Annotated in this window: 12 protein-coding genes and 2 pseudogenes; 4 read left to right on the top strand and 10 right to left on the bottom strand. The window is 56.5% G+C overall.

What is annotated here, in order from left to right; all coding sequences use genetic code 11:
• The first annotated feature begins 217 nt into the window (after nt 1-217).
• Genes thiS through OU26_RS06525 form a run of 3 tightly spaced genes read left to right on the top strand, consistent with a single transcriptional unit; the run spans nt 218 to nt 2,114 of the window.
• A complete protein-coding gene (gene thiS / locus OU26_RS06515; RefSeq protein ID WP_003807372.1) occupies nt 218-412 on the top strand; it encodes a sulfur carrier protein ThiS in 195 nt (64 codons plus the stop codon).
• Between the two features lie 52 nt (nt 413-464).
• Nucleotides 465-1,178 (top strand): sulfur carrier protein ThiS adenylyltransferase ThiF, encoded by a 714-nt coding sequence (thiF, locus tag OU26_RS06520; RefSeq protein WP_026646632.1) that lies wholly within the window; start codon nt 465-467, stop codon nt 1,176-1,178.
• Nucleotides 1,179-1,199: 21 nt separating this feature from the next.
• The gene (locus OU26_RS06525; protein WP_021912915.1) at nt 1,200-2,114 is read left to right on the top strand and encodes a thiazole synthase; all 915 of its coding nucleotides are present in this window, start codon (nt 1,200-1,202) and stop codon (nt 2,112-2,114) included.
• A 149-nt stretch (nt 2,115-2,263) separates the two neighbouring features.
• On the opposite strand, the gene OU26_RS06530 is transcribed toward OU26_RS06525, so the two are convergent.
• From OU26_RS06530 to OU26_RS06550, 5 genes are all read right to left on the bottom strand, one after another.
• On the bottom strand, nt 2,264-3,802 hold the full coding sequence (locus tag OU26_RS06530; RefSeq protein WP_033498995.1) for an amino acid permease: 1,539 nt from the start codon (nt 3,800-3,802) through the stop codon (nt 2,264-2,266).
• Between the two features lie 132 nt (nt 3,803-3,934).
• Nucleotides 3,935-4,534: a hypothetical protein gene (locus OU26_RS10095; RefSeq protein WP_241435491.1), complete on the bottom strand. Its 600-nt coding sequence runs from the start codon at nt 4,532-4,534 to the stop codon at nt 3,935-3,937.
• Between the two features lie 335 nt (nt 4,535-4,869).
• Nucleotides 4,870-6,450 carry an isopeptide-forming domain-containing fimbrial protein gene (locus OU26_RS06540; RefSeq protein WP_237743811.1) on the bottom strand — a complete coding sequence of 527 codons (1,581 nt, stop codon included), beginning with the start codon at nt 6,448-6,450 and terminating at the stop codon, nt 4,870-4,872.
• 152 nt (nt 6,451-6,602) lie between these two features.
• Complete coding sequence (locus OU26_RS06545; protein WP_237743810.1) at nt 6,603-9,968, bottom strand: DUF7604 domain-containing protein; 3,366 nt, start codon at nt 9,966-9,968, stop codon at nt 6,603-6,605.
• A gap of 835 nt (nt 9,969-10,803) precedes the next feature.
• Nucleotides 10,804-11,895 carry a class C sortase gene (locus OU26_RS06550; protein ID WP_033498997.1) on the bottom strand — a complete coding sequence of 364 codons (1,092 nt, stop codon included), beginning with the start codon at nt 11,893-11,895 and terminating at the stop codon, nt 10,804-10,806.
• A gap of 667 nt (nt 11,896-12,562) precedes the next feature.
• Between OU26_RS06550 and OU26_RS06555 the strand changes: the two genes are divergently transcribed.
• Nucleotides 12,563-13,729, top strand: coding sequence for an ATP-binding protein (locus OU26_RS06555; protein WP_033498998.1), 1,167 nt, complete (start codon nt 12,563-12,565; stop codon nt 13,727-13,729).
• A 26-nt stretch (nt 13,730-13,755) separates the two neighbouring features.
• On the opposite strand, the gene OU26_RS06560 is transcribed toward OU26_RS06555, so the two are convergent.
• The 5 genes and pseudogenes from OU26_RS06560 to OU26_RS09500 form a co-directional block, all read right to left on the bottom strand.
• Complete coding sequence (locus OU26_RS06560; protein ID WP_026647241.1) at nt 13,756-14,304, bottom strand: hypothetical protein; 549 nt, start codon at nt 14,302-14,304, stop codon at nt 13,756-13,758.
• 207 nt (nt 14,305-14,511) lie between these two features.
• Nucleotides 14,512-16,080, bottom strand: coding sequence for a SpaH/EbpB family LPXTG-anchored major pilin (locus OU26_RS06565; protein ID WP_237743808.1), 1,569 nt, complete (start codon nt 16,078-16,080; stop codon nt 14,512-14,514).
• Nucleotides 16,081-16,182: 102 nt separating this feature from the next.
• Nucleotides 16,183-19,713, bottom strand: coding sequence for a DUF7604 domain-containing protein (locus tag OU26_RS06570; protein WP_026647243.1), 3,531 nt, complete (start codon nt 19,711-19,713; stop codon nt 16,183-16,185).
• Nucleotides 19,714-20,080: 367 nt separating this feature from the next.
• A pseudogene (locus OU26_RS09495) lies at nt 20,081-21,089 on the bottom strand (class C sortase).
• A pseudogene (locus tag OU26_RS09500) lies at nt 21,089-21,596 on the bottom strand (HTH domain-containing protein). Before OU26_RS09500 ends, OU26_RS09495 begins: the two co-directional pseudogenes overlap by 1 nt.
• Nucleotides 21,597-21,783 lie beyond the last annotated feature (187 nt).

The following is a 21,783-nucleotide window of genomic DNA, read 5'->3' on the forward strand; positions in this document are numbered from 1 at the left end:
TACGGTTCCTTCGGCGACCCTTTTTTCGTACCGACCCCGAGTGTCCGATTCTGGAAAAACGGACATATGGAAGCCGCAAACAGATGCCTGGATGTCCGATTCTGCAGAATCGGACATCCGCGCATCCCGGAAGGCACTTTGTGTGTCCGATTCTGCAGAATCGGACACTCAAGGGGCCACAAGACCAGTGCCGCAGGCACAGAAGGGAACACCGCACATGATCATCAACGGCAAGGAAGAGGACGTCGCCACGCCGATCACCGTGGCCGAACTAGTGGAGCAGCGCGGTCTGCGCGCCGACCGCGTGGCCGTGGAGCTCAACGGCGAGATCGTGCCGCGCGCCCAGCGTGCGCAGACGCAGCTCAAGGGCACCGACACGTTGGAAATCGTCACCTTCGTGCAGGGCGGCTGAGCACAGCAGCGAAACAAACCATACGAACGGAAACGAGAATACGAGAACAACCATGACTTTTGAACCATCCGCATCGCAGGCGCAGATCGACGCCCGCCAGCACGCTTTCGACAACCAGCCCGACCCAGCCACCCTGGTCAGCCGCGAGGAGATCCGCGCTGCCCTGCTCGACCGCCACACCGCCGCCACGCAGGACAAGCTCGACGCGGCGCACGTGGCCATTTGCGGCTGCGGCGGCCTTGGCTCCACCATCGCGGTGGCGCTGACCCGCATCGGTGTCGGCCACCTGCACCTGATCGACTTCGACCGCGTGGACATGACGAATCTGAATCGCCAGCAGTATTTCCTGAAGGACCTCGGCCAGTACAAGACGGAGGCGCTGCGCAGTAATCTGCGCCAGATCAACCCGTTCATCGAGATCACCATCGACACTGTGAAGGTGACCGACGAGAACGTGCCGACGCTGTTCGAAAACGAGGACATCATCTGCGAGGCGTTCGACGTGCCGGAAAACAAGACGATGCTCGTCAACGCGGTGCTGGAGAATCTGCCGGGCAAGAAGCTCGTCAGCGCGTCCGGCATGGCCGGCTTCCGCAGCTCCAACCTGGTGAGCACGCGTCGCGTTTCGAAGAACTTCTACTTCTGTGGCGATGGCGAGACGGCTCCGGTACCGGGTGCCGGCCTGATGGCGCCGCGCGTAGGCGTGGTTGCATGCCACGAAGCCAATATGATCACGCGACTAATCCTCGGCGAGGAAGACGCGTAACACCAACGAAAGGAACCGACGATGAGCACCGAAAACACCATCACCACCGCAGCAGCCGATGTTGCGGCCGCACCGAACGCCACGCTTGACGAGCTGGTCGGCACCACCACGAACACGGCGATTCTGCCAGAGCCGGACGCGCACGCGTACGACGAGATCGCCACAGGAGACGCCGATCCGTTGATTCTCGGCGGCCACAAGTTCACCAGCCGCTTCATCCTCGGTTCCGGTCGTTACGACCTGAACCTCATCAAGGCCACCATCGAGAACGCCGGCACGCAAATCGTCACCATGGCCTTGCGCCGCTGCCGTACCACCGAAAACAACCTGCTCGACTACATTCCGAAGGGCATCACCATGCTGCCGAACACGTCCGGCGCGCGCAACGCCGAGGAGGCGGTGCGCATCGCACGTCTGGCCCGCGAGGTGTGCCAGACGGACTTCGTGAAGGTGGAGATCGAGCACGAGGCGAAGTATCTACTGCCAGACAACGAGGAGACCATCAAGGCCACGGAAAAGCTGGCCAAGGAGGGCTTCGTGGTCATGCCGTACATGTTCCCGGACCCGATCGCAGCGAAGCGTCTTGAGGACGCGGGCGCAGCTTGCGTGATGCCGCTTGGCGCGATGATCGGCTCGAACAAGGGCCTGCGCGCACGTGACTTCATCGAGGTGATCATCAAGAACTCCAACGTTCCGGTGATCATCGACGCGGGCATCGGCCGCCCGAGCCAGGCTGCGGAAGCCATGGAAATGGGTGCGGACGCGGTGATGGCATACACAGCGATCGCTTCCGCCGGCAACATTCCGCTGATGGCGCGCGCTTTCAAGAACGCGATTGAGGCCGGCCGTGAAGCCTATCTGTCCGGCTTGGGCAAGGTGACCGAGGACCACGCCGTGCCGTCCAGCCCGACGAACGAGGCCGACTACATCGGCTGAATCGCACTAATCTATTGCGATTATGCAACGAGGGCCAGCGGAAAACGTACCGTTTCGTACGTTCCCGCCGGTCCTCTTTCGTTACCTACGCACGTCGTGCGTTGCGCCACGCAGCGCACGCACAGCGCAGCGCAACGCCCGCAGCACGTCTACTTCTCCAGCGCCGCTTTCAGGTCGCGGTTCTGGAATCGCTCGTGCAGCAGGCAGTAGCCGCCGAACGCAACGAGCCAAACCAGACCGGCGATCGCGGAACCAAGCGTGTCGGTGGACAGGAACAGCGTGACGTACACGAGCACGTAGAACGCGACAGCAACCCAGTCGAGTACCTGCCAGGCCGGCATAACAAAGCCGTCCGGCAGGAAGTCGGCGCTCTGGCGGTAGCGGCGGTGCGCAAGCATCGTCAGGATGTAGATGAAGATCACGACGGCGCTGGCGGCCGAAGCGAACAGCACGAACGCACCGGAAACGCCCGGAATCGCGTTAACCAGCGGGGAGAACAGAATCATGCAGCCGGACACGATAATCGCCTTCGCCGGCACCTTGTGATCCGACACCTCACCGAGGCGCTGCATAGCGGGCGATTCGGAGTCCTGCGCAAGCTGGTATAGGTGGCGGCCCGCCGAGTAGATCAGCGAATTGAGTGCCGACGCGGCTGCGGTGATCACCACGAAGAACACGAGCGCGGCAGCCCAGTCGAGCCCAGCGTATTTGAACACCATGATAAACGGCGAACCGAACGAGCCGTCCGCGTTCTGATGGAAGTTGCGCCACGGCACGATGGCCATGATGGCCACGAGTGCGCCCACGTAGAAGATGAGGATGCGCATGATCAGCTCGTTGACGGCCTTCGGTAACACCTTGCGTGGGTTCTGCGTTTCGGATACGGTCACACCTACGAATTCGATGAGCTGGTAGGCGAAGAACACCATCTGGAAGCTCATGAAGAAGTTCATCCAGCCGTTCGGCGCAAGCTGGAAGCCGTCGGTAATGTTCGTAAGGCTCACAGTGGCACCGGAAACCGTGCCGTCCACGCCTTCGATATGCGTGGCCGGGTAGCTGAAACCGAGGAACAGCATCACCACGGCGGTGACAATCAGACCCACAATCAGCGTGATTTTGATCATGGAGAACCAGAATTCCGCCTCGCCGAACACTTTCACGGCAATGAGATTGATGCCGGTGAGCGCCACAAGGAAGCACAGTTCGATAAGCCATTTCCACGCGTTGAGGTCTATGCCGAACGTACCGAAGAACGTGACGAAATACGTGCTGACGGCTGTGATTTCGGTCATGCCGGTCAGAATGAGCACGATCCAATACGTCCAGCCGGCGAACTTGCCCCACCCGCGGCCGAGATAGCGCGTGATGAAGTTGATGAACGTGTGCTGGCTGGGGTCGCTGTACATCATTTCGCCGATGGCACGCGTCAGCAGGAACATGATCAGGCCGACGCCGATGTACACGAAGATGATGCTCGGGCCAGTCAGTGCAATCGACTTGCCGGAGCCTAGGAACAGGCCGGTGCCGATGGTGCCGCCGATGGCGATGAACTGGACGTGGCGGTTTTTCAGGCCGCGTTCCATGTCGTTGTCTTTGTCGAGGCTTTCGATGGATTTGATTTGCGCGGTTTCCGTCGCTTCGGACGTGCTTGTACCAGTTTTTCCGGTTTTCGTATTCCCAAAAGTCATAATGTTCACACCCTACCGCGTCAACCGCACAATCTCTGCCGTTGTTCGTACCGCGAAATGCGCTATATGTGGCAGATTCGCATCTCTTCCAAAAAACGCTTTGCGACGGGTGGCGTCAGCTTGCCAAGGTTTTCAGCTTGCCACGGAGCGATTCGTTTTCGCGTTCCAGCTCGTCGATACGCCGAGCCTGTTGTTTGATGATGACAAGCGCCGTCTCGCTGTCAAGGCCGCTGCTCGCGCTGAGAGGTGCAAACGGCACGGCGATGGCAGCCGCATCGGATGGGACGGGCACGTCAGCGGATATACACCCCCCCCCGACACGTTCGCCCCGTCCAGCGAATTCGGAGCATTTTCAATATTTGCCTTATCGGGATTGGCGATTCCTGCGATGCCGTCGAGTTTCTCCTTGCGCGTCACCGCATGAACATACAGGTTGACGAGCTCCGTAATGATTTCGCCGTTACTCATGTTACTGCTACCACTCACGGATTTGAGGACGGCAGCCTTCCAACGGGCCACACTGCGTTCGATGCGCCTGTACCCGACCAGATCCGGCGGCAATCCCGCCTCACGGAAGATTTTGGTCGGAGATTCCCCCGCAAGATACCGGATGGTGCACACCTGCTTGAAAGTGTCGGAATAGGTGATACGATCACGCGTCACATTCGCCACCGCCGGCAATCCCCGCAACAACTGAATCTCCTCGTCGTTGAACGCTCCGCCACCACGCACGGCAATACCTCCCGTCCTGTGCCTCCATTGCCCACTTCTCGTGGATATGCTTTGCGATTCTATGGCCCGCTTGCCGTACGATACCCTCGTTTTTTCCCTCTCTTCGGAGACCGTCTGCGACTGCCTTGCGCCCACGGTTCAGCTTGTTGCAACACGTCGCACCAACCCGCACTATCCCCTCGAAAAACATCCTCATCCGATGCGGATGACACCCCACAGAAGTTCCCGCTGGGCCGGGGCGGACCGTAGGACAGTCGGGTCGCGGGCGCACGCAAAAGGGGCCAACCCGGTTGGATTGGCCCCTGCATGATTTTTGGCGTTACCGCCTTATGTGTTTAGTGCGTACGCTGACGGCTCTTAACCGCAACGGTTACACCGGCACCGGCCACGAGCAGCGCCACGACGGTGAACAGCGTGGTGCCCGCAGCACCGGTGAGCGGCAACTGAGTGATGGACTTCACGTTCTTCACGGTGGCGATCTGGCCGCCGGTCGGCGGAGTGACCTGATGGAGAGCATCCTGCGTGAAGGTAACCGTGCCGTCCTTCTCTGCAATGTTCACGTCGAAGGTGACCTTGAAGTTCTGGGCGTAGCCGTTCGGAGCAGCGGTTTCCATGACCGTGTAGTCTCCGGCTGCGAGGCCCTTGATCTGCACCAAGCCGGTCTTATTGGCGGAGGTGAACGTCGTGGCGGCCTCCTGGGTGTCAACGAGCGACCATGCGCCGTCATTGTCCTGCTTGAGGTACTTGTCGCCCTTCTTGACGACGAACTGTGCGTCAGCCAAAGCGTTGGTGTCGTCGCCGACGCCGATCTTCTTGAACTGGAAGCCGTAGGTCTTTGCGTTGGTCTCGCCTGCCTCGCTGGTACCGCCGTTGGTGGTGACCGTGGCCTTGTTGTTCACGCTGCCGCCCAGGCCAGTCAGCGCATCCTTGGTGACGGTGCCGGTGTACGACACGACGATGGTCTGGCCGGCCAGAGTCTTCGCGTTGGCGAACTTGATGGTCGTGGTGGTGCCGTCCTTCTCAGTAGCAGCACCAGTCTGTGTCACCGTGTACAGGGTGCTGTCCACATTCTTGCCGTCGACCTGCACCTTGAAAGCGGTCTTATTGGCGACCTGCAGGCCCTTGGACGCGGTATCGGTGATGGTGAAGGGGTAGGAGTCGTAGTTGGCTGCGGAAGCAGGAACGGTTGCGGACACGGTGAAGTTCACGGTGTCGCCGACGTTCACGGTCTTGCCATTCACATCCACTGCACCGACCTTGGCGGTCTTGACCGGCGGAGTGAGCGGGTTCTCGTTCTTCGCGTTGAACTGGCCCACGGACTTGATGTTGCCCTGGCCGGTCACCTTATCTGCCGCGATCGTCAAGTTGGTCAGGCCGTTGACGGTGGTGGCCACAATGGCCGGAGTGCCGGTCGTGGCTTCGGTATCACCGGTCTTGGTGTACGTGTCGGTCACCAGGTACCAGCCTTCGCCATTCACCGTGACCGGCTGGGTCGTGCCCGCCTTGTCCGCGGTCACGGTCAGGCCCGCGCCATCGACGGTAGGCAGCGGGTTGGTCTTGGCCAGTTCCGTGGCGAACTTGCGGATCTGCTCCGCATTGAACGTCGCCACGTATGCGGCCGGATTGTTGGCGTATTCCGCCGGAACGCTGTTCTTAGTATCGTTGTCGGCGGCGTCGGCGGCCGTGGTCACCGCGGTCTTCCACGCATCGACCGTGTTCACTTCGACGGAACCATTGTCGGCGTTCGCGAAGGTGGCGAACTTGTACGGCGTGTACGTGTGGCCTTCCTGCGCGTTGTTGACCTGCAGCAACGGCGTAGTCGCCTGCGGTCCATCAGCCTGCGCGCTGGCTGCGCCCAGAGCCATGCCGCCCAGCAGCGTCGCAGTAGCGGCGATGCCGGCGAAAAGTTTCCTCATCTTCATGAGAATCCTCTCTTCCTTTTTTGTTTGATTACTTGTTTCTGCAATCGCGGGAGGCGGGAGCCCAACTTGCTCCCACGATCCGCAAATCCTGGATTATCGGCCGGAACGCCTTCAAGTTGGCAGACGTTCCAACCTCGCACAGCGATTCAGACGAGTCGCTTCTTGCCGTTCCACACACCGGCCGCGCCGATGAGCAGCACCGCAAGCCCGCCGACCACACCGCCGACGAACAGCCACTGACGATCCGTCATCCCGCCCGTCAACGGCAGCGCCGACACCACGATGTAATTGGTGAAAACAACCGGGTTATCAATGTCGCTCTGCGATTCGGAAACCGTCTTGCCGTTGTCGTCCAGCATCTTGGTCACGGACGTCACGGCAGCACTCCACGTGCCGGCAGTGTTTTTGCTCACGGTCACCACGACCTTGTACTTCGCCTGCGAATAGTGCATTGCAGACGCTGAACCGGCGTTCTCCGTCACGGTATACGTGTACGTTGCCTCGCCAGCGTCGTACGTAATGTCGCCGAAGAATGCGGCGTGATCGGACGAGCTCTTTTTCACCGTCACCGTGCAGGGCAGCTTGTCCTTGCAGTCGGACGGCATCGGCGCGTCTGGATTGGAATCGTCTGCCTTCAGCTTGAAAGTGAACTCGTCGGAATCCTTCCAATCGCGGCCGACCAGCTTCTTCTTCACGCCAATCGCGTTCTCCAACGTGGCCGTCTTCAACGTGTTGGTGATGACTACTGTGGCGTTCTGCGATGCCGTGGATTCCGGCACCGTCACCACATTGCCGTCAGCAAGATCCTTATCGCCGACCTTGTGCTGGTAGGAAGCCTTCCACAAGTGGCTGTCCGGTTCGGCTTCCGTCACCGTGTACGTCTTTTGGGCGCCTGCCGGAATAATCACGTCGGTGGACCATTTGCCGCTATCGTCACGCTTCAGCGTGACCGTCTTATAGGTATCGTTGCCCTGTTTGATATCCACCGTGATGCTTTCCGGCTTCTGGCCGTTACCGCTCCACTGCTTGTCGATGTGCAGTGTGGAATGCACCACCTGGATCACCGGATGCGGATACGGATTGCCGCCGCATGCATGATCCACGCCATCGGCCGTGTATGACAGGCATGCGGAATCGTTCGAACGGAAACCAGACTGATTCGAGGACGTGGTGTTCCCGTCCAGATCGGTATCCGCGTCACCCTTCACGCCGGCATATCCATCCTTACCGGCGTTCAGGTTGGCGGCATACTCGTCATACGCTTTCTGCGTGGGTTTCACGTTGTATTCCAGCGTGTATGTCACGTTGTTGACCAGAGGCTTCAGGAATGCGACCGTGAATTTCTTCGTGCTCGCGTCATACGTCAAGGTGTAATCGACATTCTTAGTCAAGGAGACCACCTTGCCGGAAGCATCCTTGGCAACGACCTTGTAGTTGCTATCCGCAAGCTCGACATAGCCGGAAAGTGTATCCTCCATGACCACATTGGTGTATGCGGACGTGGTGGTCTCGCTCTTCTCAATCTCGTCGAAGATGGCGTTCAGTTCCGACGCGTTCGTGGCGGCCTTGTAATACCCGGCGTCTTTATCTCCGTCACCACGATTGTTGTAGCTCGTTGCCTTCGGAAAATTGCTGGACACCGCATGCATGAACTGGTTCTCGTTGCTGGAGAGCGAGGACGGGTCGGCCTTGTCGAAGATGCCGATGGAATACACGGCGGCACCGCCATCCTTCAACTTCTTGGCAGCGGTAACGGCATTGTTCGCCACTTCTTTTTCAAACCCATTAGACGATGTAGGCGAGCCATCCGTGAAGAAGATAACGACCTTCTTCGCATCGGTTCGAGCACTAGCACTGCCCATCACCTTGACCGCAAGATTGAATCCATTGTCGGCTTGGGTGGCGCCAGCGGCTTTGAGTTTGCTGACTTTGTTCTTCAGACCGTTCATATTCGCAGTCAGATCGCTAACGATTTGGGAGTAGTTGTAGGTGTACCTACCACTTCGGTACATGTCATCCCCGATTTCGTCCGTTTTATCGCCGGCGAACTTCACCAGTCCAACGTGAACCAGTTCGGAACCGGCCTCCGTATTAGTATTCGCAGCTTCATCAAGAAATGCTTTAACCGCTTCTTTCAGTGCGTCTAACCGCTTGGTCCGATCCGTCTCACTCATCGGATCGGCCATCGAACCGGACACATCCAGCACCAGCGTGAAGTCGATCGGCTGGGTGGTGGTGACCGTGGTGCTGCTGGCAGCGCCCTTCACATCCACGTTCAGCGTGTAGGTGCCATCACCGTTCTTCTTGATGCGCTTATGCTTCTCGGGAGCGCCCAACGGCTTGTTCACATGAATCGTCGCCTGCGCCTGCGGCGAGGTGATGGTCTTGTTATCCGCATCCGTCGCCGTGGCGGTGGCGGTGTTCGTGAAGGTGCCATTCTCACCCACCAAGCTCTCGGTGATGATCAACGTCCCGGAACACTGCGTCTGGGCGCCCGGCGCGAGGTTCCGCGCGTCGCAGGCGACGTTTGCGATGTTCGGATCGTTCACCGTGATGTTGTCCAGCTGGGCGTTGCCACTATTGCGCACGACGAACTTGTACGGGACTTTATCCCCCACTTGGAACACATGCGTGTCCGCATTCGGATACTTATCCTTGTCCACGGACTTCACCAAATCGAGCTGGCTCAGCTTCATCATCGAATACACGCTCAGACCACGAATCAACTGCACCTGGTGGGCCGCGCCCGTGGACGCGCTGAAACCGAACTTCACCGTGTCCGGCAGGCGATCGATGTCATGTTCGAGTACACTAACACCCGCGACCTTGACGGTCAGACGCTGGGTCGTGGCACTCTCATTGGCAAGAGGCGCGATGGTGATGTCGACTCGCTTGCCGTTGGCGTCGGTAGCCGAATTGGTCGCATTCCCCGTACCCAAGCTGCTGACCTGCTTCGATGTGACAATGCAGTATCCCTTGGTCCACTTACCGCTGTCGTCCATGATGCCCTTGCCACGAAGCGTGATCGAATTGGATCCAGTCGAGTTGGTCCATTTACCGCAATCATCGCCACCGGTGACACGGTCCTGCGTTCCGGATGCATGCTGGATGCTGAAATTGCCGAAACGATCCAATCCAATGCCCAAAATACCTTGGGCGACGCCTTCTTCACGAGCTTTGCTACCAGTACCATCTTCATCATTGGTCGCATATCCCAGACCCGCACCCGCAGCACCAGCCTGACTCAACGTGGCGGCACCGTCCGTAAGAAAGAAGCTGATGCCATCAGCTGGAGTATTGAGCCCTACGTCAGTTTTGTGGTACATGTAATAGTCAAACGACACATGCAGTCCGTTCTTGCTGATGACAGGCTGGTTGTACAACACCGCGCTGCTCTTGCTTCCGCTGTTATCCGTCAGCTGCAGATAACCGTTACCGTCATGCTTCTGAATATCGGCACTGTCCTGGGTGCTTGCACAACCCTTGGCCGTCAGGCAGGCGTTTCCTTTCATCGACCAGCTTCCCGGATCGGTGAAACTGGAATTCTTAAACGACTCTTCCAATAACTGAGAACCAGTCTCGTTCTGAGCAATCGGCTGCGCCCGATTTGCTCGCGCAATCGGTTGAGCGGACAACGTAACTGGCTGCTCATCAGGTTGTTCAGATTGTTGTTCAGATTGTTGTTCAACCTCCTGCTCAACCCACTGCTCAACCCACTGCTCAGTCTCTTCTTTCGTTTCTTGTTCCGTTTCTTGTTCGACTTGCTGGTAAGCCTCTTGATCTGACGGCTGCTCTTCTCCCACCATCAAATTTTGTTCCACCGGCTGTGAATCCTCTTGCCCAGATTCTTGCAATACCGGCTGCTCGATTTGTTGTTCCAAGACTCCCGTGGCATCTTCCGCCGCCGCTGACGAAGCAGTGACGCACCCCACGCCGGCGAGCATTGCGACCGTCGCGACGGCCGCAATGACACGACGCGTGAACAGACCTGTGTCCCTCGCCCTGTTTCGCTCAAAGACGTGTCTCATACGTCTACCCCCTTGTACCGTTAAGCGATTGGGGGCTTTCCCCTCGACCGGTATATTTGATGCGTCTTCGCTTCACATACCGTCCAGCAATCGCTTCGTTGCCTAAACCATAAGGAGAAAAAAGAGGGATATATACCCTCCTAAAGAGGTATCAAGGGGATATATTTTCCTTGAAATCGTACATATTATCGCGATTTCAGAGTATTCTTACCCCCCATAAATCGCAATGAAAAACTATAAGCAAACGTTGTCATGTTTCTTTCAAAGTTTTCCCCGACAAAGAAGCATCTGTCAAGTGCAACATTAATGCCATTAGTCCCTAGTTGCGCTTTGGCCACCAAGCGGCGTGCCTACGGACATGCCACGGACAGCGGCGCAGCCAAACCAACAACAAACCGACCAACAACGTGGCAACTGACACCACGCCCGCAGTCACACGCACATCTTTCGCCGCATCATCCTCTGCGGGAATCTCTTCGGGAATGGCGGAACGCAGCGCAGAAACCAGCAAACGATGCGTGTTCACACCGTACGGAGTGCATGTCATCAACGTGACCCGATCCTCGCCAGAGGCAATCTTCAATTGTGATGTGTCGTTAGGGTCGATTTCGGTAATACGATCCACCTTGTAGCCAAGCGTATGGCCCATCACATCGATATAGAAGTAATCACCAACCCGCATTTCATCCAAACGCGTAAACATTGAGGCTTCAACCAAACCCCGATGTCCGGTAATCACCGCATGCGTATTCTTGCCACCCACCGGCAGACTACTGCCATATAAATGTCCCGCGCCGGACGCAAGCGTTCGTTCCGACGTGCCATGGTAGATCGGCAAATCCACAGAAATCTTTGGAATGCGAATGGAACCCATCACGCCATCGCCAGTATCCAGCAAACGCTGGTATTCCGCGTCTTTGGAGCTAGCGGAATCCTTGTTACCATCGCCGGTGGCGACTGTGTCCGTCGAGCTGGAACCGGAACCGTCGCTGGAGCCGGATTGATCGTTGTAATACAGCTCGGCGAGCGGATCCTCGGCCTCGCCAATCACCGGCTGACCTGATTCGGCGAGACGCTTGTTGTACGCCCCAGCTGCGGCGAATGCCTCGTCGGCCTGCGGATACGGCCAGCCCGCGACGCTCTGCTCGGAACGGGCGGACGTGCTCGCCAGCTTTTGCGCGGACTGGTATTGCAGCACTTTCGGGAAAAGACCAATGCCGATTGCGGAGAAAATCAGCACCGCCGCAAGCACACGCAGGGCAATGGATCTACCCGCGTCGGCGCGACGCTCGCGAATCTCTTCGGATACATCGGTCGCCTCGGCGAACGTCGGCGGAACGTAGGTGCGCGTATCTTGCGACTCGTTGCTCCCCGACCCGTCGCACGTGCCCCCTCGCAAAATGCCTGCCATCAGTTCAGGACCCCCTTAAACCGCCTAATACAGGGACATTATATGGCGTTTCGGACGGACTCCGCACCCTACCTAGTGCGTTTATAAGGCAACGAATCGCCAGTAAGCCTCGAACCTTCGGCAACTTCGGCGGCATTGTCGTCAGACAGCGAGCCGAACCGTTATACAAGTCACCAGGCAAGAACTCGTAGCGCGCCCGCATCTGGCAAGCGACGGCTTCAGCAAACCGAGCAGCCGTACGGAGATGTTTTTATGCAAATCGTGGGTTAGACTTTATGCAAATCGTGGGTTAGACTTTATGCAAATCGTGGGTTAGACTTTATGCAAATCGTGGGTTAGACTTTATGCAAATCGTGGGTTAGACTTTATGCAAATCGTGGGTTAGACTTTATGCAAATCGTGGGTTAGACTTTATGCAAATCGTGGGTTAGACTTTATGCAAATCGTGGGTTAGACTTTATGCAAATCGTGGGTTAGACTTTATGCAAATCGTGGGTTAGACTTTATGCAAATCGTGGGTTAGACTTTATGCAAATCGTGGGTTAGACTTTATGCAAATCGTGGGTTAGACTTTATGCAAATCGTGGGTTAGACTTTATGCAAATCGTGGGTTAGACTTTATGCAAATCGTGGGTTAGACCGCCAACAACCCTTACAGGAGACCAAAATGCTACATCGAACGTTAAGCGGCAAACTACTGTCTCTCACCAAACAGTTTCCCGTCATTTCCATCACCGGTCCGAGGCAAAGCGGCAAATCCACTCTCGTGCGAGACGCTTTCCCCGATTATCGCTACGTGTCCCTTGAAGATACGGACATGCGAGCAGTCGCCCAAGACGACCCCCGTTCTTTCCTCGCACGCTTCGACAACAAGGTAATTTTGGACGAAGTGCAACGCGTGCCCGAGCTTTTCTCATACATGCAGGGAGTTATCGATAACACGAATGCGCCCGGCCAATACATCCTGTCCGGCTCACAGAACTTCCTGTTGCTGAAAAGCATCTCTCAATCACTTGCCGGCCGTGTGGCAATTCTCCACCTGCTGCCGTTCTCCTATGATGAGCTTGCCAGCACAGATCACGAACCGACAAACATGAGCGATTTTCTATTCCGAGGCGGATATCCCCGGTTGAACGTCATGGGCATCAGTCCAAACGATTTCTTTCCGAATTACATCAGCACCTATATCGATCGAGACGTGCGTGCCGAATTAGGAGTGCGGAAAGTGGCGGAATTCAACACATTCCTCACATTGTGCGCCACCCGTGTCGGAGAAGTGCTCAACATCGAGAGTCTTGCCAATGACTGCAATATCAACGTCGATACGGTCCGTAGCTGGCTATCCATCCTCGAATCGAGTTTCATCGCATTCCGACTACACCCGTACCACAAAAATTTCGGGAAACGACTTATCAAAGCGTCAAAACTATACTTCTATGACACTGGCTTGGCGGCCAATCTGCTGGGCATCGAAAGCACAGAACAACTTGCGGCGAGCCAGTACCGAGGCAACCTGTATGAGAATGCCGTCGCGGTCGAAATCATCAAACGCTACCAAGCACTCGGCAAAGAGCCGAAACTATTCTTCTGGAGGGACAGCAACAAAAAGGAGATCGATTTCATCATCGAAAAGGGTGGCAAGCCACTATACGCGATCGAGGTCAAATCGTCCGCCACGTACCGGCCAAGCGCCTTCGAGAATTTGGAGGATCTCGCACCAATCATGGGCGTGGATGCGGATCATCGTTTCGTGGTCTATGGCGGAGACGAATCCTTCCCCACACGCCACGGCAGAGTGTTGGATTTCAGTAGTCTTGGGGATTTCGTCGCGTGAGACGCATGCGAGCGCCTCGAAAGACGTCAGTCCACATTGGGAGCTGCTGGCACTTCCTTGTTCAGCTTGTTACGCAACGCTACGAGGGCACGTTCCAGCTCGTCGATGCGGCGGGCCTGCTGCTTGATGATGATGCCGGCGGTATCACCGTCGAGCGCACCGATCGAAGCATGCGCGCCGACAGCACCTTCGGACATAACGGGAACGCTCAAATCCGGAACACCGGACGCCATATTGTCAAGATTCCGCCTCGTCGCCAAAGCACGCTTGTACCGTTCAACGAGCTGTGCGATGATTTCGCTGTCATCCAGATGATCGCTGCCGCTCACTGATTTGATGGCGGCGGCCTTCCAACGCGCCACACTTCGTTCTATACGTTTATACCCAATCAGTTCCGGCGGCAATCCCGCCTCGCGGAAGATTTTGGTCGGCGATTCCCCCGCAAGATACCGTATGACACACACCTGTTTGAAGGCGTTGGAGTACGTGATGCGGTCTTTCGACACGTTAGCCACCGCCGGCAGATCCCGCAACATTTGGAGCTCGTCCATGCTGAATGATCCTCCACCGCGCATCGTTTTACCCCCTTTGCTATACCCCGTGATGAAGCAAGTGTATATCCGACTTCTCACAAGCAGCTTTTCAAATATTGCTGACCGTATATTGCTTCAACCGATCGGCCACACGTCAATGCGGGCGATTATGGAATACCCACAACCGCCCGCATTGACTTTTATTGTGAGTGAGTCAATTCACAACTCACTCACACCGAACGCATGCGCTCAGTACGTGCGGCGACGACTCTTGACCGCCACAGCCACGCCAGCGCCACCCACCAGCAGCGCCACGACGGTGAACAACACGGTTCCCGCGGCACCGGTCAGCGGCAGCTGAGTGACAGACTTGACGTTCTTGATTTGGGTATCGTTACCATCAGGAATCACCAGATGCAGAGTGTCCTGCTCCACGCTGACGGTACCATTCTGCATGATGGTCGCATCGAAGGTAACCTTGAAGTTCTGCGCATAGCCGGTCGGGGCTTCGGTTTCCACAACGGTGTACTTGCCGGAAGACAAGCCCTCAAGCTTGACCATGCCGTCAGGACCAGAAGTGAACACCGTGGCTTCAGCCCGATCGTCGACAAGGGACCACGCCTTGCTTGTGGTATTCAACTTGAGATACTTGTCATCCTTCTTCACCACAAACTTCGCACCGGCAAGACCATTCCTGTCGGTATCACCCACACCGACCTTCTTGAACTGGAAGTCATGCGTGTCGACCGTGGTAGTTCCGGTACCGGACTCTCCACCGTTGGTGTATGCCTTGGCTGTGTTGGTGGCCGACTGATCGGTGTTCTCGAGGATGTCGCTGTTGACAGTGGCTCGATACGTCACCGTCACTTCCTTACCGGCGTACGCTTTGGCGGTGGCGTAGGTCAGAGTGATTTTGGTGAGCGTTGCCTTGGTATTCGAGTTCACCGTCGGTCCTTCCACCCGGTAATCGGTATTCGGTGTTAGCGGAGCCGCAACGCCCTCGATCTTCACTGCAATGGAGGCAGCATCAACCGTCAAACCTTTGGAAGCCGTATCATAGATGGCGTATTGGTAGTTATCATAACCGGCTGCGGCCGCTGGAATCGTGTGCTTGATGGTATATTCCACCGTATCGCCGACATTCACAGTGTTGTCGTTGACCTTAGTGGTCACATTCTCAACAGTCTTGTCAGGTGCATCCGGCGCATTCTCGCTTTTTGCGTTGAACTCGCCAAGCGCTTCGATGTTTTGCTGGCCGTTTTCCTTGTTCAGCCTGAACTTCGTATATGTCTTGTCTCCATTCGTAATCTTGGTGGCGACCAATGCGGTCGTGCTTGCTTTCTGAGCTCCGTTCACCGTATTGATGACCACATACCAGCCTTCAGGTACCGTAGCGGTTTTACTCGTGCCATTAAGCGTATTCAATTCGATGCCTTGAGCACCGGAAGGAATAGTCAACTCGTCCACGACCTTACGTGCATGGTCAGCACTGAGCACAGCCAATGCCGCGGCCGGATTGTTCTGGTACTCGTTAGGCAGAGGAACATCATTATTGGCGTTGAACGCATCCCGCAGGACCTTCACCCAATCCGGATTGGTCACGGTGTTGATTTCGACGGATGCCAGCGTGCTGTCTTCTTCGGCAGCCTGCGGATTGTCGAATGTGGCGATGCGGTACGCGGTATAGGTGTGGCCTTCCTGCGCATGATTCACCGTAAGCGTTGCCTCATCGGTTGATGCCGCATTGGCAGTGGCTCCTAGGGCGACACCACCGAGCAGCGTTGCCGCGGCGGCCAACCCTGCGAAAAGTTTCCTCATCTTCATGAGAATCTCCTCTTCCTTGATTGTTGGTTACTGTTTTCTGCAATCGCGGGAGGCGGGAACCCAACATACCCCCGCGATCCGCAAATCCTGTGTTATTCAGCTGAGCCGCTTCTTACGTCTCCACTGGTCGGCCGCAACGACGGCTAGCAATGCCAGCACGCCGATCCCGCTTGCTGCCAGTTGCCACCATCGTTCCGCACCCATGCGGCCCGTCAATGGCAGTGACGATGCCGAAATGTATTGGTTGGTGAAAGTCATCGGCTGGGTTTTGTCTTCACTCCAAGCGCCCTCGACACCGGAATCGGTCTTCGTCTTGGTCACGGATTCGACGACGGCTTCCCAATCGTTGGTCGTGCCTTTCTTACACACGGCCACAACCACCTGGTATTCCGCCTGCGAGTAGTGCAGTGCAGCGATGTTTCCCGAGTTTTCCGTCACGTAGTATGTGTAGGTGTCGGCACCGGCGTTGTAGGTGATATCGCCGAAGGACTTGGTATGGTCGGTCGAATCATGATTCACCGTCACCGTGCATGGCTGCTGATCCTTACAGCTGGCCGGCAACGGAGCATTGTTTTTCGCCTCCAACGTGAAGCTGAACTGGTCGGAATCCTTCCACTCACGATCGGTCAGATTCTTCTTCACCGAGATTGCGTTGCTTAGTGACACCGTCTTCCGCGTGTTGGTGATGGTCGCATTCAATGTTCCCGCATCGGCCTTGGAAGACCACACCATCTCCTTGGTCAATTTGGTATTGTTGCCCTCATAGGAGACGTCATATCGGTCATCACCGGAGGTTTCCACCACGGAATACGTGTAGCCGGGCAGTAGATTGCCAACCGTCGCAGTCCACTGGTTGTCGGCGTTCAGCGTGATCGTATCAACGTTCTCCGCATCAGTAGACGCATCGATCGCCTTGCGCTGCAATTGCACCGTCACGGAATCGGCATGCTCACCGCTGCCCTTCCATTGCTTGGTAATCTTAATCTTGCCAAGCTTCACCTGCACCACAGGATGCGGATATTCGGCTTCGGTCGGTTCGCAGGATGTCACGTTGTTGACCTCGGTGAGCACGCAATAGTTCAGCTTCGCATCCGCGTTGGAATAGTAGCCTCGCTGCCCAGCGGATACGTCTCCGGTATTCGCGTCTCCCGTATCCGGATAGTTGTTGCCGTTCGCATAGTCGGCATATGCAGCATCGCTTGGCTTGACTTTAAAGGAAACGTCGATGACATCAGTCTTTTCTACGACGATGCCGTCAGTACCGTTGAACGTCACCGTCACGGTGCGTTTGCCGGAATCGTCGACGCTGTATGTGGCCGTGTATTCGCTCGTCGGCGTGGTAGTACTGCCGTTCTTCACCGTCACATATTGTGTGATGTCGGCACCGTTGGCGGCACCTGCGAACTTGACCGGATCCACCCACTGGGACAAGGTGTCGGTGATGGAGAAGACCTTGATCTTCGCAGAAGAAGTAATGCTGGAATAGATCTGATCGAATGCTTTCGTCAGATTCGCCGGATTCGTGCCGTCAAATTCCTTGCCGTCCACTGCATCGGCTTGAGCGGCGAAATCAGCCATCTTCTTCGCCTCAGTGGAAGTCTTCACCACATAGAGTGCGGCATCGCCACGCTTGTTAGCCACAGCCAGGGCGGCAGCATAGTTGAAACCGTATGGATCGCTATCTCCTGCACCGTACACGCCATTGGAACTACCATCAGGATTTTCATCCCACGTGTACCGTTGTGCTCGGCAGGACTCCGGGGTCGTATATTCCGGATGAGCAGTCCGCACACCCTTCCGCTTAGAATAACATCCGCTATATGAGGACGTTTGGTACGTCGGATCGCCATCCGAGAGGAAGATGATGTGCTTCTTCACACCAGAGCGATCTGGCAGAGAGTTTGCCTGCTCGAGCGCGGCCTCCCAGTTGGTGCCGCCACTCGGAGCCCGGGAAACAGCACTTTCGATACTGCTCGCAGACGTGGTAAAGCCCTGTTCCAGCGTAGCGTTCTTGTTGAATGTCACCACCGCCATTTGGACCTGCTGTTCAGTCGGCAACTCCAAATTTTTGTCAGTCAGCAGTTTCTTGGCGAGAGCATTGGCCGCGTTCTGTGCGTTAGTATCGCGATTATCTTTATTCATGCTGCCGGACTTGTCCATGACCAGCACAATGTCGGCCGGTGTGACAGTGGTGACCGTGGAGGAGGTGCTATCGCCGGATGCGGTCAGATTCAACGTGTACTCATCGCCTTTGCCGCCATTGGTTTTCACGATGCTTTTGTTGTTCGATGGTTTCACATTGGAATTCACGATGGTTACGTGGCTCGTCTTTCCCACGGTAAACGAGTCGGTTTCGGCGTATGCATTATCGCCGCCGCCCTGTTGCGTCATTGGGGAACCGTTCGCGGACACGGTGTAGCCGCTGGAATTCAACTCACGCACCGTATACTTGGTGTCGTCAGTGAACGTGTCGGATTGCACGCGGGCGAATTGACCCTTGGTCAGCGTTATCACACCGTTGTCTCCGGTCTGCTTATCGGACTCGACCTGATTGGTGTACGCATCGTACACGCTGTATTTGCCCTGGTACGGGGTCGAGGAACCGTCGACGAACAGCTGGAATTGGAACTGTTTGTCCGCTTCGATGGTGCCTAGGGTTTGCTTCTCGATGTCGATGGCCTTGGACGGCTTCACCGGCAGATTGAACCTGATCTTGCAGTTGGATCCGCCGTCGCCGCGTTCCAGATAGAAGAAGCTCAGATGATGAGTCTTATATGGCGTGGAATCCCACGTCTTTCCCGCATTGTCAAACGCCTGGGAGATTGTTCCGGCAGGTTGGCCATGATACGGAGTCGTATCGTAGGTGATAGCGCCGGTGGCGAAATCGATGCTGCCATGCGACGCGTCATGGATACCACCCAAATCAAGCACCAGCACGCCATCGATGAACACCCACACATCATCGTCGCCGGTGAAGTCGAACACCATGTCCCGATTGTTGACCTTGCCGTCTTTCGGCATGTAGAAATCGGCGCCAAGATTCATACCGAAGGAATATCTATTATCGGCAGTATCGTTTCCAAATGGAGTGAAACAAGGCGCATTGCCTCCGCATTGCTTATCAGTCAACGTGAATCTATTCGATGCTTTGTCGTATGAGGCGTAATGGGAAGCGGCGTCAAAACCGTAATACCCATCATTATCCAATGTCAGCAGTCCGCCAGTCGGCTTGTAGCTGGTGACGGCGATATCAGGCTTCCCGCCAAAGAGATAGTCCAATGATTCTGATCCCTTATCAGCCGCCATGGTCGGATAGCCATTTCTCAGGGTTGTATTCACAATACCGGTGTATGCGCCCTTGCCAGAGCCGACATATCTGTTATATTGAGAACCACTGTTCTTGAACCGCAGCGCATGACCATCATTAATGGTGTTGCGATTGTAATCATGCAATCCCATACTGATGCCGGCCTGCTGCTCCAAGGTCGGTTCGGCATCATCCGCCATTGCGGCGGAAGTGGTGGCGTAGCCCATGCCGCCGAGCATGGCGATCGCAACGATGACGGCGACTATTCGTTCAGCAAAGCTCCTCTCAGGCTTTGCCTGTTGTATTCGCGCATGCCTCATCCGCCACCTCCCCTTACACGCCGTGCGCATGCGCACGATCCACGTATTGGCCAAAAGTTATTGTGTCTTTCATTTTACACGCCGTGCGCATGCGCACGATCCACATCTTCGCCACCGGTCACGCATCCAGCCGACGCGGATACACTTCCGGCGCTCCACTTCTGGACAATAGAAGAAAAGGGGAATGGATACATACACCCTAATCGCGGGAGATTCGGGGTATGAAATCACCTAGAAACCAAGCGATAGCAACGCTTTCAACCACCCGTACCGCCCGAAATTCGCATAAGCCGGTCGCCCGACGGGGCAATATCATTCATACGCCCGCAAACAGCACGGACGCCGACACAGCATGTCACTGCAATGACTAGCCACGTTTCGGCCACCAAGCCGCATGTCTGCGAATATGCCGCGGCCGTCTACGCAACCAAACCAGCAACAGACCAAACAGCAACGTGGCCACCGCGGCCGTGATCGCAATCGTCCGCGCGTCCTTCGCCGCATCATGCTCCGCCGGAACCACTCCAGGAATCGGCGCACGCACCGCCGAAACCAGCAATCGGTGAGTGTTCACACCGTACGGCGTGCAGGTCATCAACGTCACCCGGTCCTCACCGGGCACGATCTTCAACTTAGAAGTGTCATTCGGTTCGATCACCGAAATGCGATCCACCTTATAACCGAGCGTACGACCCATCACTTCGATGTAGAAGTAGTCGCCGACACGCATCTCATCCAAGCGCGTGAACATCATCGCCTCAACCAGCCCACGGTGGCCGGTGATCACCGCATGCGCGCTCCGCCCGCCCACTGGCAGGCTGCTGCCATACAGGTGGCCCGCGCCGGAAGCGAGCGCCGACTGCGACGTGCCATGGTAGATCGGCAGACGTACGGAGATCTTCGGAATGCGGATGGCGCCCATCACGCCACTGCCGGAATCGAGCAGACTTTGATATTCCGCATCCTTCGCACTGGCGCTATTTGATTCCGCGGCACCGGATTCACTGGACTGCGATCCGCCCTGCACTTGGGAGAACGGGTCTTGAGCCTCGCCGAGAATCGGCTGCCCCGAAGCCGCAAGCCGCCTGTTATATGCTTTGGCCGCGGCAAACGCCTCATCAGCCTGGGGGGTAAGGCCAGCCAGCGACCGCCTGCGCGGACCGGTCCGACGTATTCCGCGACTCCCTCGCCGACCGATACTGCAGAAACGTAGGAAACCCGCCGATGCCTATCGCAAGAATGATCAGCAGCGCCGCAACCACCCGCATGGCAATGACTTTCCTACGATCCCTGCGCCGCTGCCGCACCTCATCGGCAATGTCGACCGCTTCTTCGAAAGACGGCTTCCGTCCGCGCCCCTGCCGCCGCATGTCCATCACTGGATGAACTTCCGCAGCACGCGTTCAAGCTCGTCGATGCGCAACGCCTGCTTGGCGATGAGCATGTCGCATTTGCTGATGGTCAGTTGCGCCTGGGCGAGCTTCGCCACCATATTCTGCGATTCGTCGGCCTCAGTTGGGTCATTCGTCTCCCTTTCGCGCGTAGCCCCTTGCAGTTCGGCGATCGGCAAATCGTCTTCGACATCCCGCAGTTCGACATCCTGCAAGATAATGGCTCGCGGACCCTTTTCCCTTTCGACGCTCATCACGTTCCTGCTGCTTCCAGCGCGCAATGCACCGCTCCACACGTTTGTAGCCGATCAGTTTCGGATCAAGCCCCGCTTCACGGAAAATGGCTGACGGTGATTCGCCGGCGTTATAACGGCACATCACTTCCACTCGGAAACGGTCCGAATATCGGATATGCGATGCACTCACGCTTTTGACCGCTGGCAGGCTGGCCAGATGCGCGCGCCCCTTTGCGGTAAATTTGCCATCGATCATCATGCGCCCTTTCGAACTACTTAGGTCGTACTATATCGTCATTTTCCCCTTACTACCCCTCGTAAATTCCCTCATTAATGACATCGAACCCTCCATTCATTATAAAAAATCATCGCATAAAACCCATCAATTCCAGTATTACAGACGTTTGTTTTATTGCATTTACCCCCCCCCCCCCCCCCCCCCC

It is taken from the genome of Bifidobacterium ruminantium DSM 6489 (assembly GCF_000770925.1).
In the GTDB taxonomy this organism is placed as follows: Bacteria; Actinomycetota; Actinomycetes; order Actinomycetales; family Bifidobacteriaceae; genus Bifidobacterium; species Bifidobacterium ruminantium.

Bases quoted from the DNA above. Each gene is read 5' to 3' on its own strand.
- thiS (WP_003807372.1), top strand. From the start codon at position 218: ATGATCATCAACGGCAAGGAAGAGGACGTCGCCACGCCGATCACCGTG.
- thiF (WP_026646632.1), top strand. From the start codon at position 465: ATGACTTTTGAACCATCCGCATCGCAGGCGCAGATCGACGCCCGCCAG.
- OU26_RS06525 (WP_021912915.1), top strand. From the start codon at position 1,200: ATGAGCACCGAAAACACCATCACCACCGCAGCAGCCGATGTTGCGGCC.
- OU26_RS06530 (WP_033498995.1), bottom strand. From the start codon at position 3,802: ATGACTTTTGGGAATACGAAAACCGGAAAAACTGGTACAAGCACGTCC.
- OU26_RS06540 (WP_237743811.1), bottom strand. From the start codon at position 6,450: ATGAGGAAACTTTTCGCCGGCATCGCCGCTACTGCGACGCTGCTGGGC.
- OU26_RS06545 (WP_237743810.1), bottom strand. From the start codon at position 9,968: ATGAAAGGAAACGCCTGCCTGACGGCCAAGGGTTGTGCAAGCACCCAG.
- OU26_RS06550 (WP_033498997.1), bottom strand. From the start codon at position 11,895: ATGGCAGGCATTTTGCGAGGGGGCACGTGCGACGGGTCGGGGAGCAAC.
- OU26_RS06555 (WP_033498998.1), top strand. From the start codon at position 12,563: ATGCTACATCGAACGTTAAGCGGCAAACTACTGTCTCTCACCAAACAG.
- OU26_RS06560 (WP_026647241.1), bottom strand. From the start codon at position 14,304: ATGCGCGGTGGAGGATCATTCAGCATGGACGAGCTCCAAATGTTGCGG.
- OU26_RS06565 (WP_237743808.1), bottom strand. From the start codon at position 16,080: ATGAGGAAACTTTTCGCAGGGTTGGCCGCCGCGGCAACGCTGCTCGGT.
- OU26_RS06570 (WP_026647243.1), bottom strand. From the start codon at position 19,713: ATGAGGCATGCGCGAATACAACAGGCAAAGCCTGAGAGGAGCTTTGCT.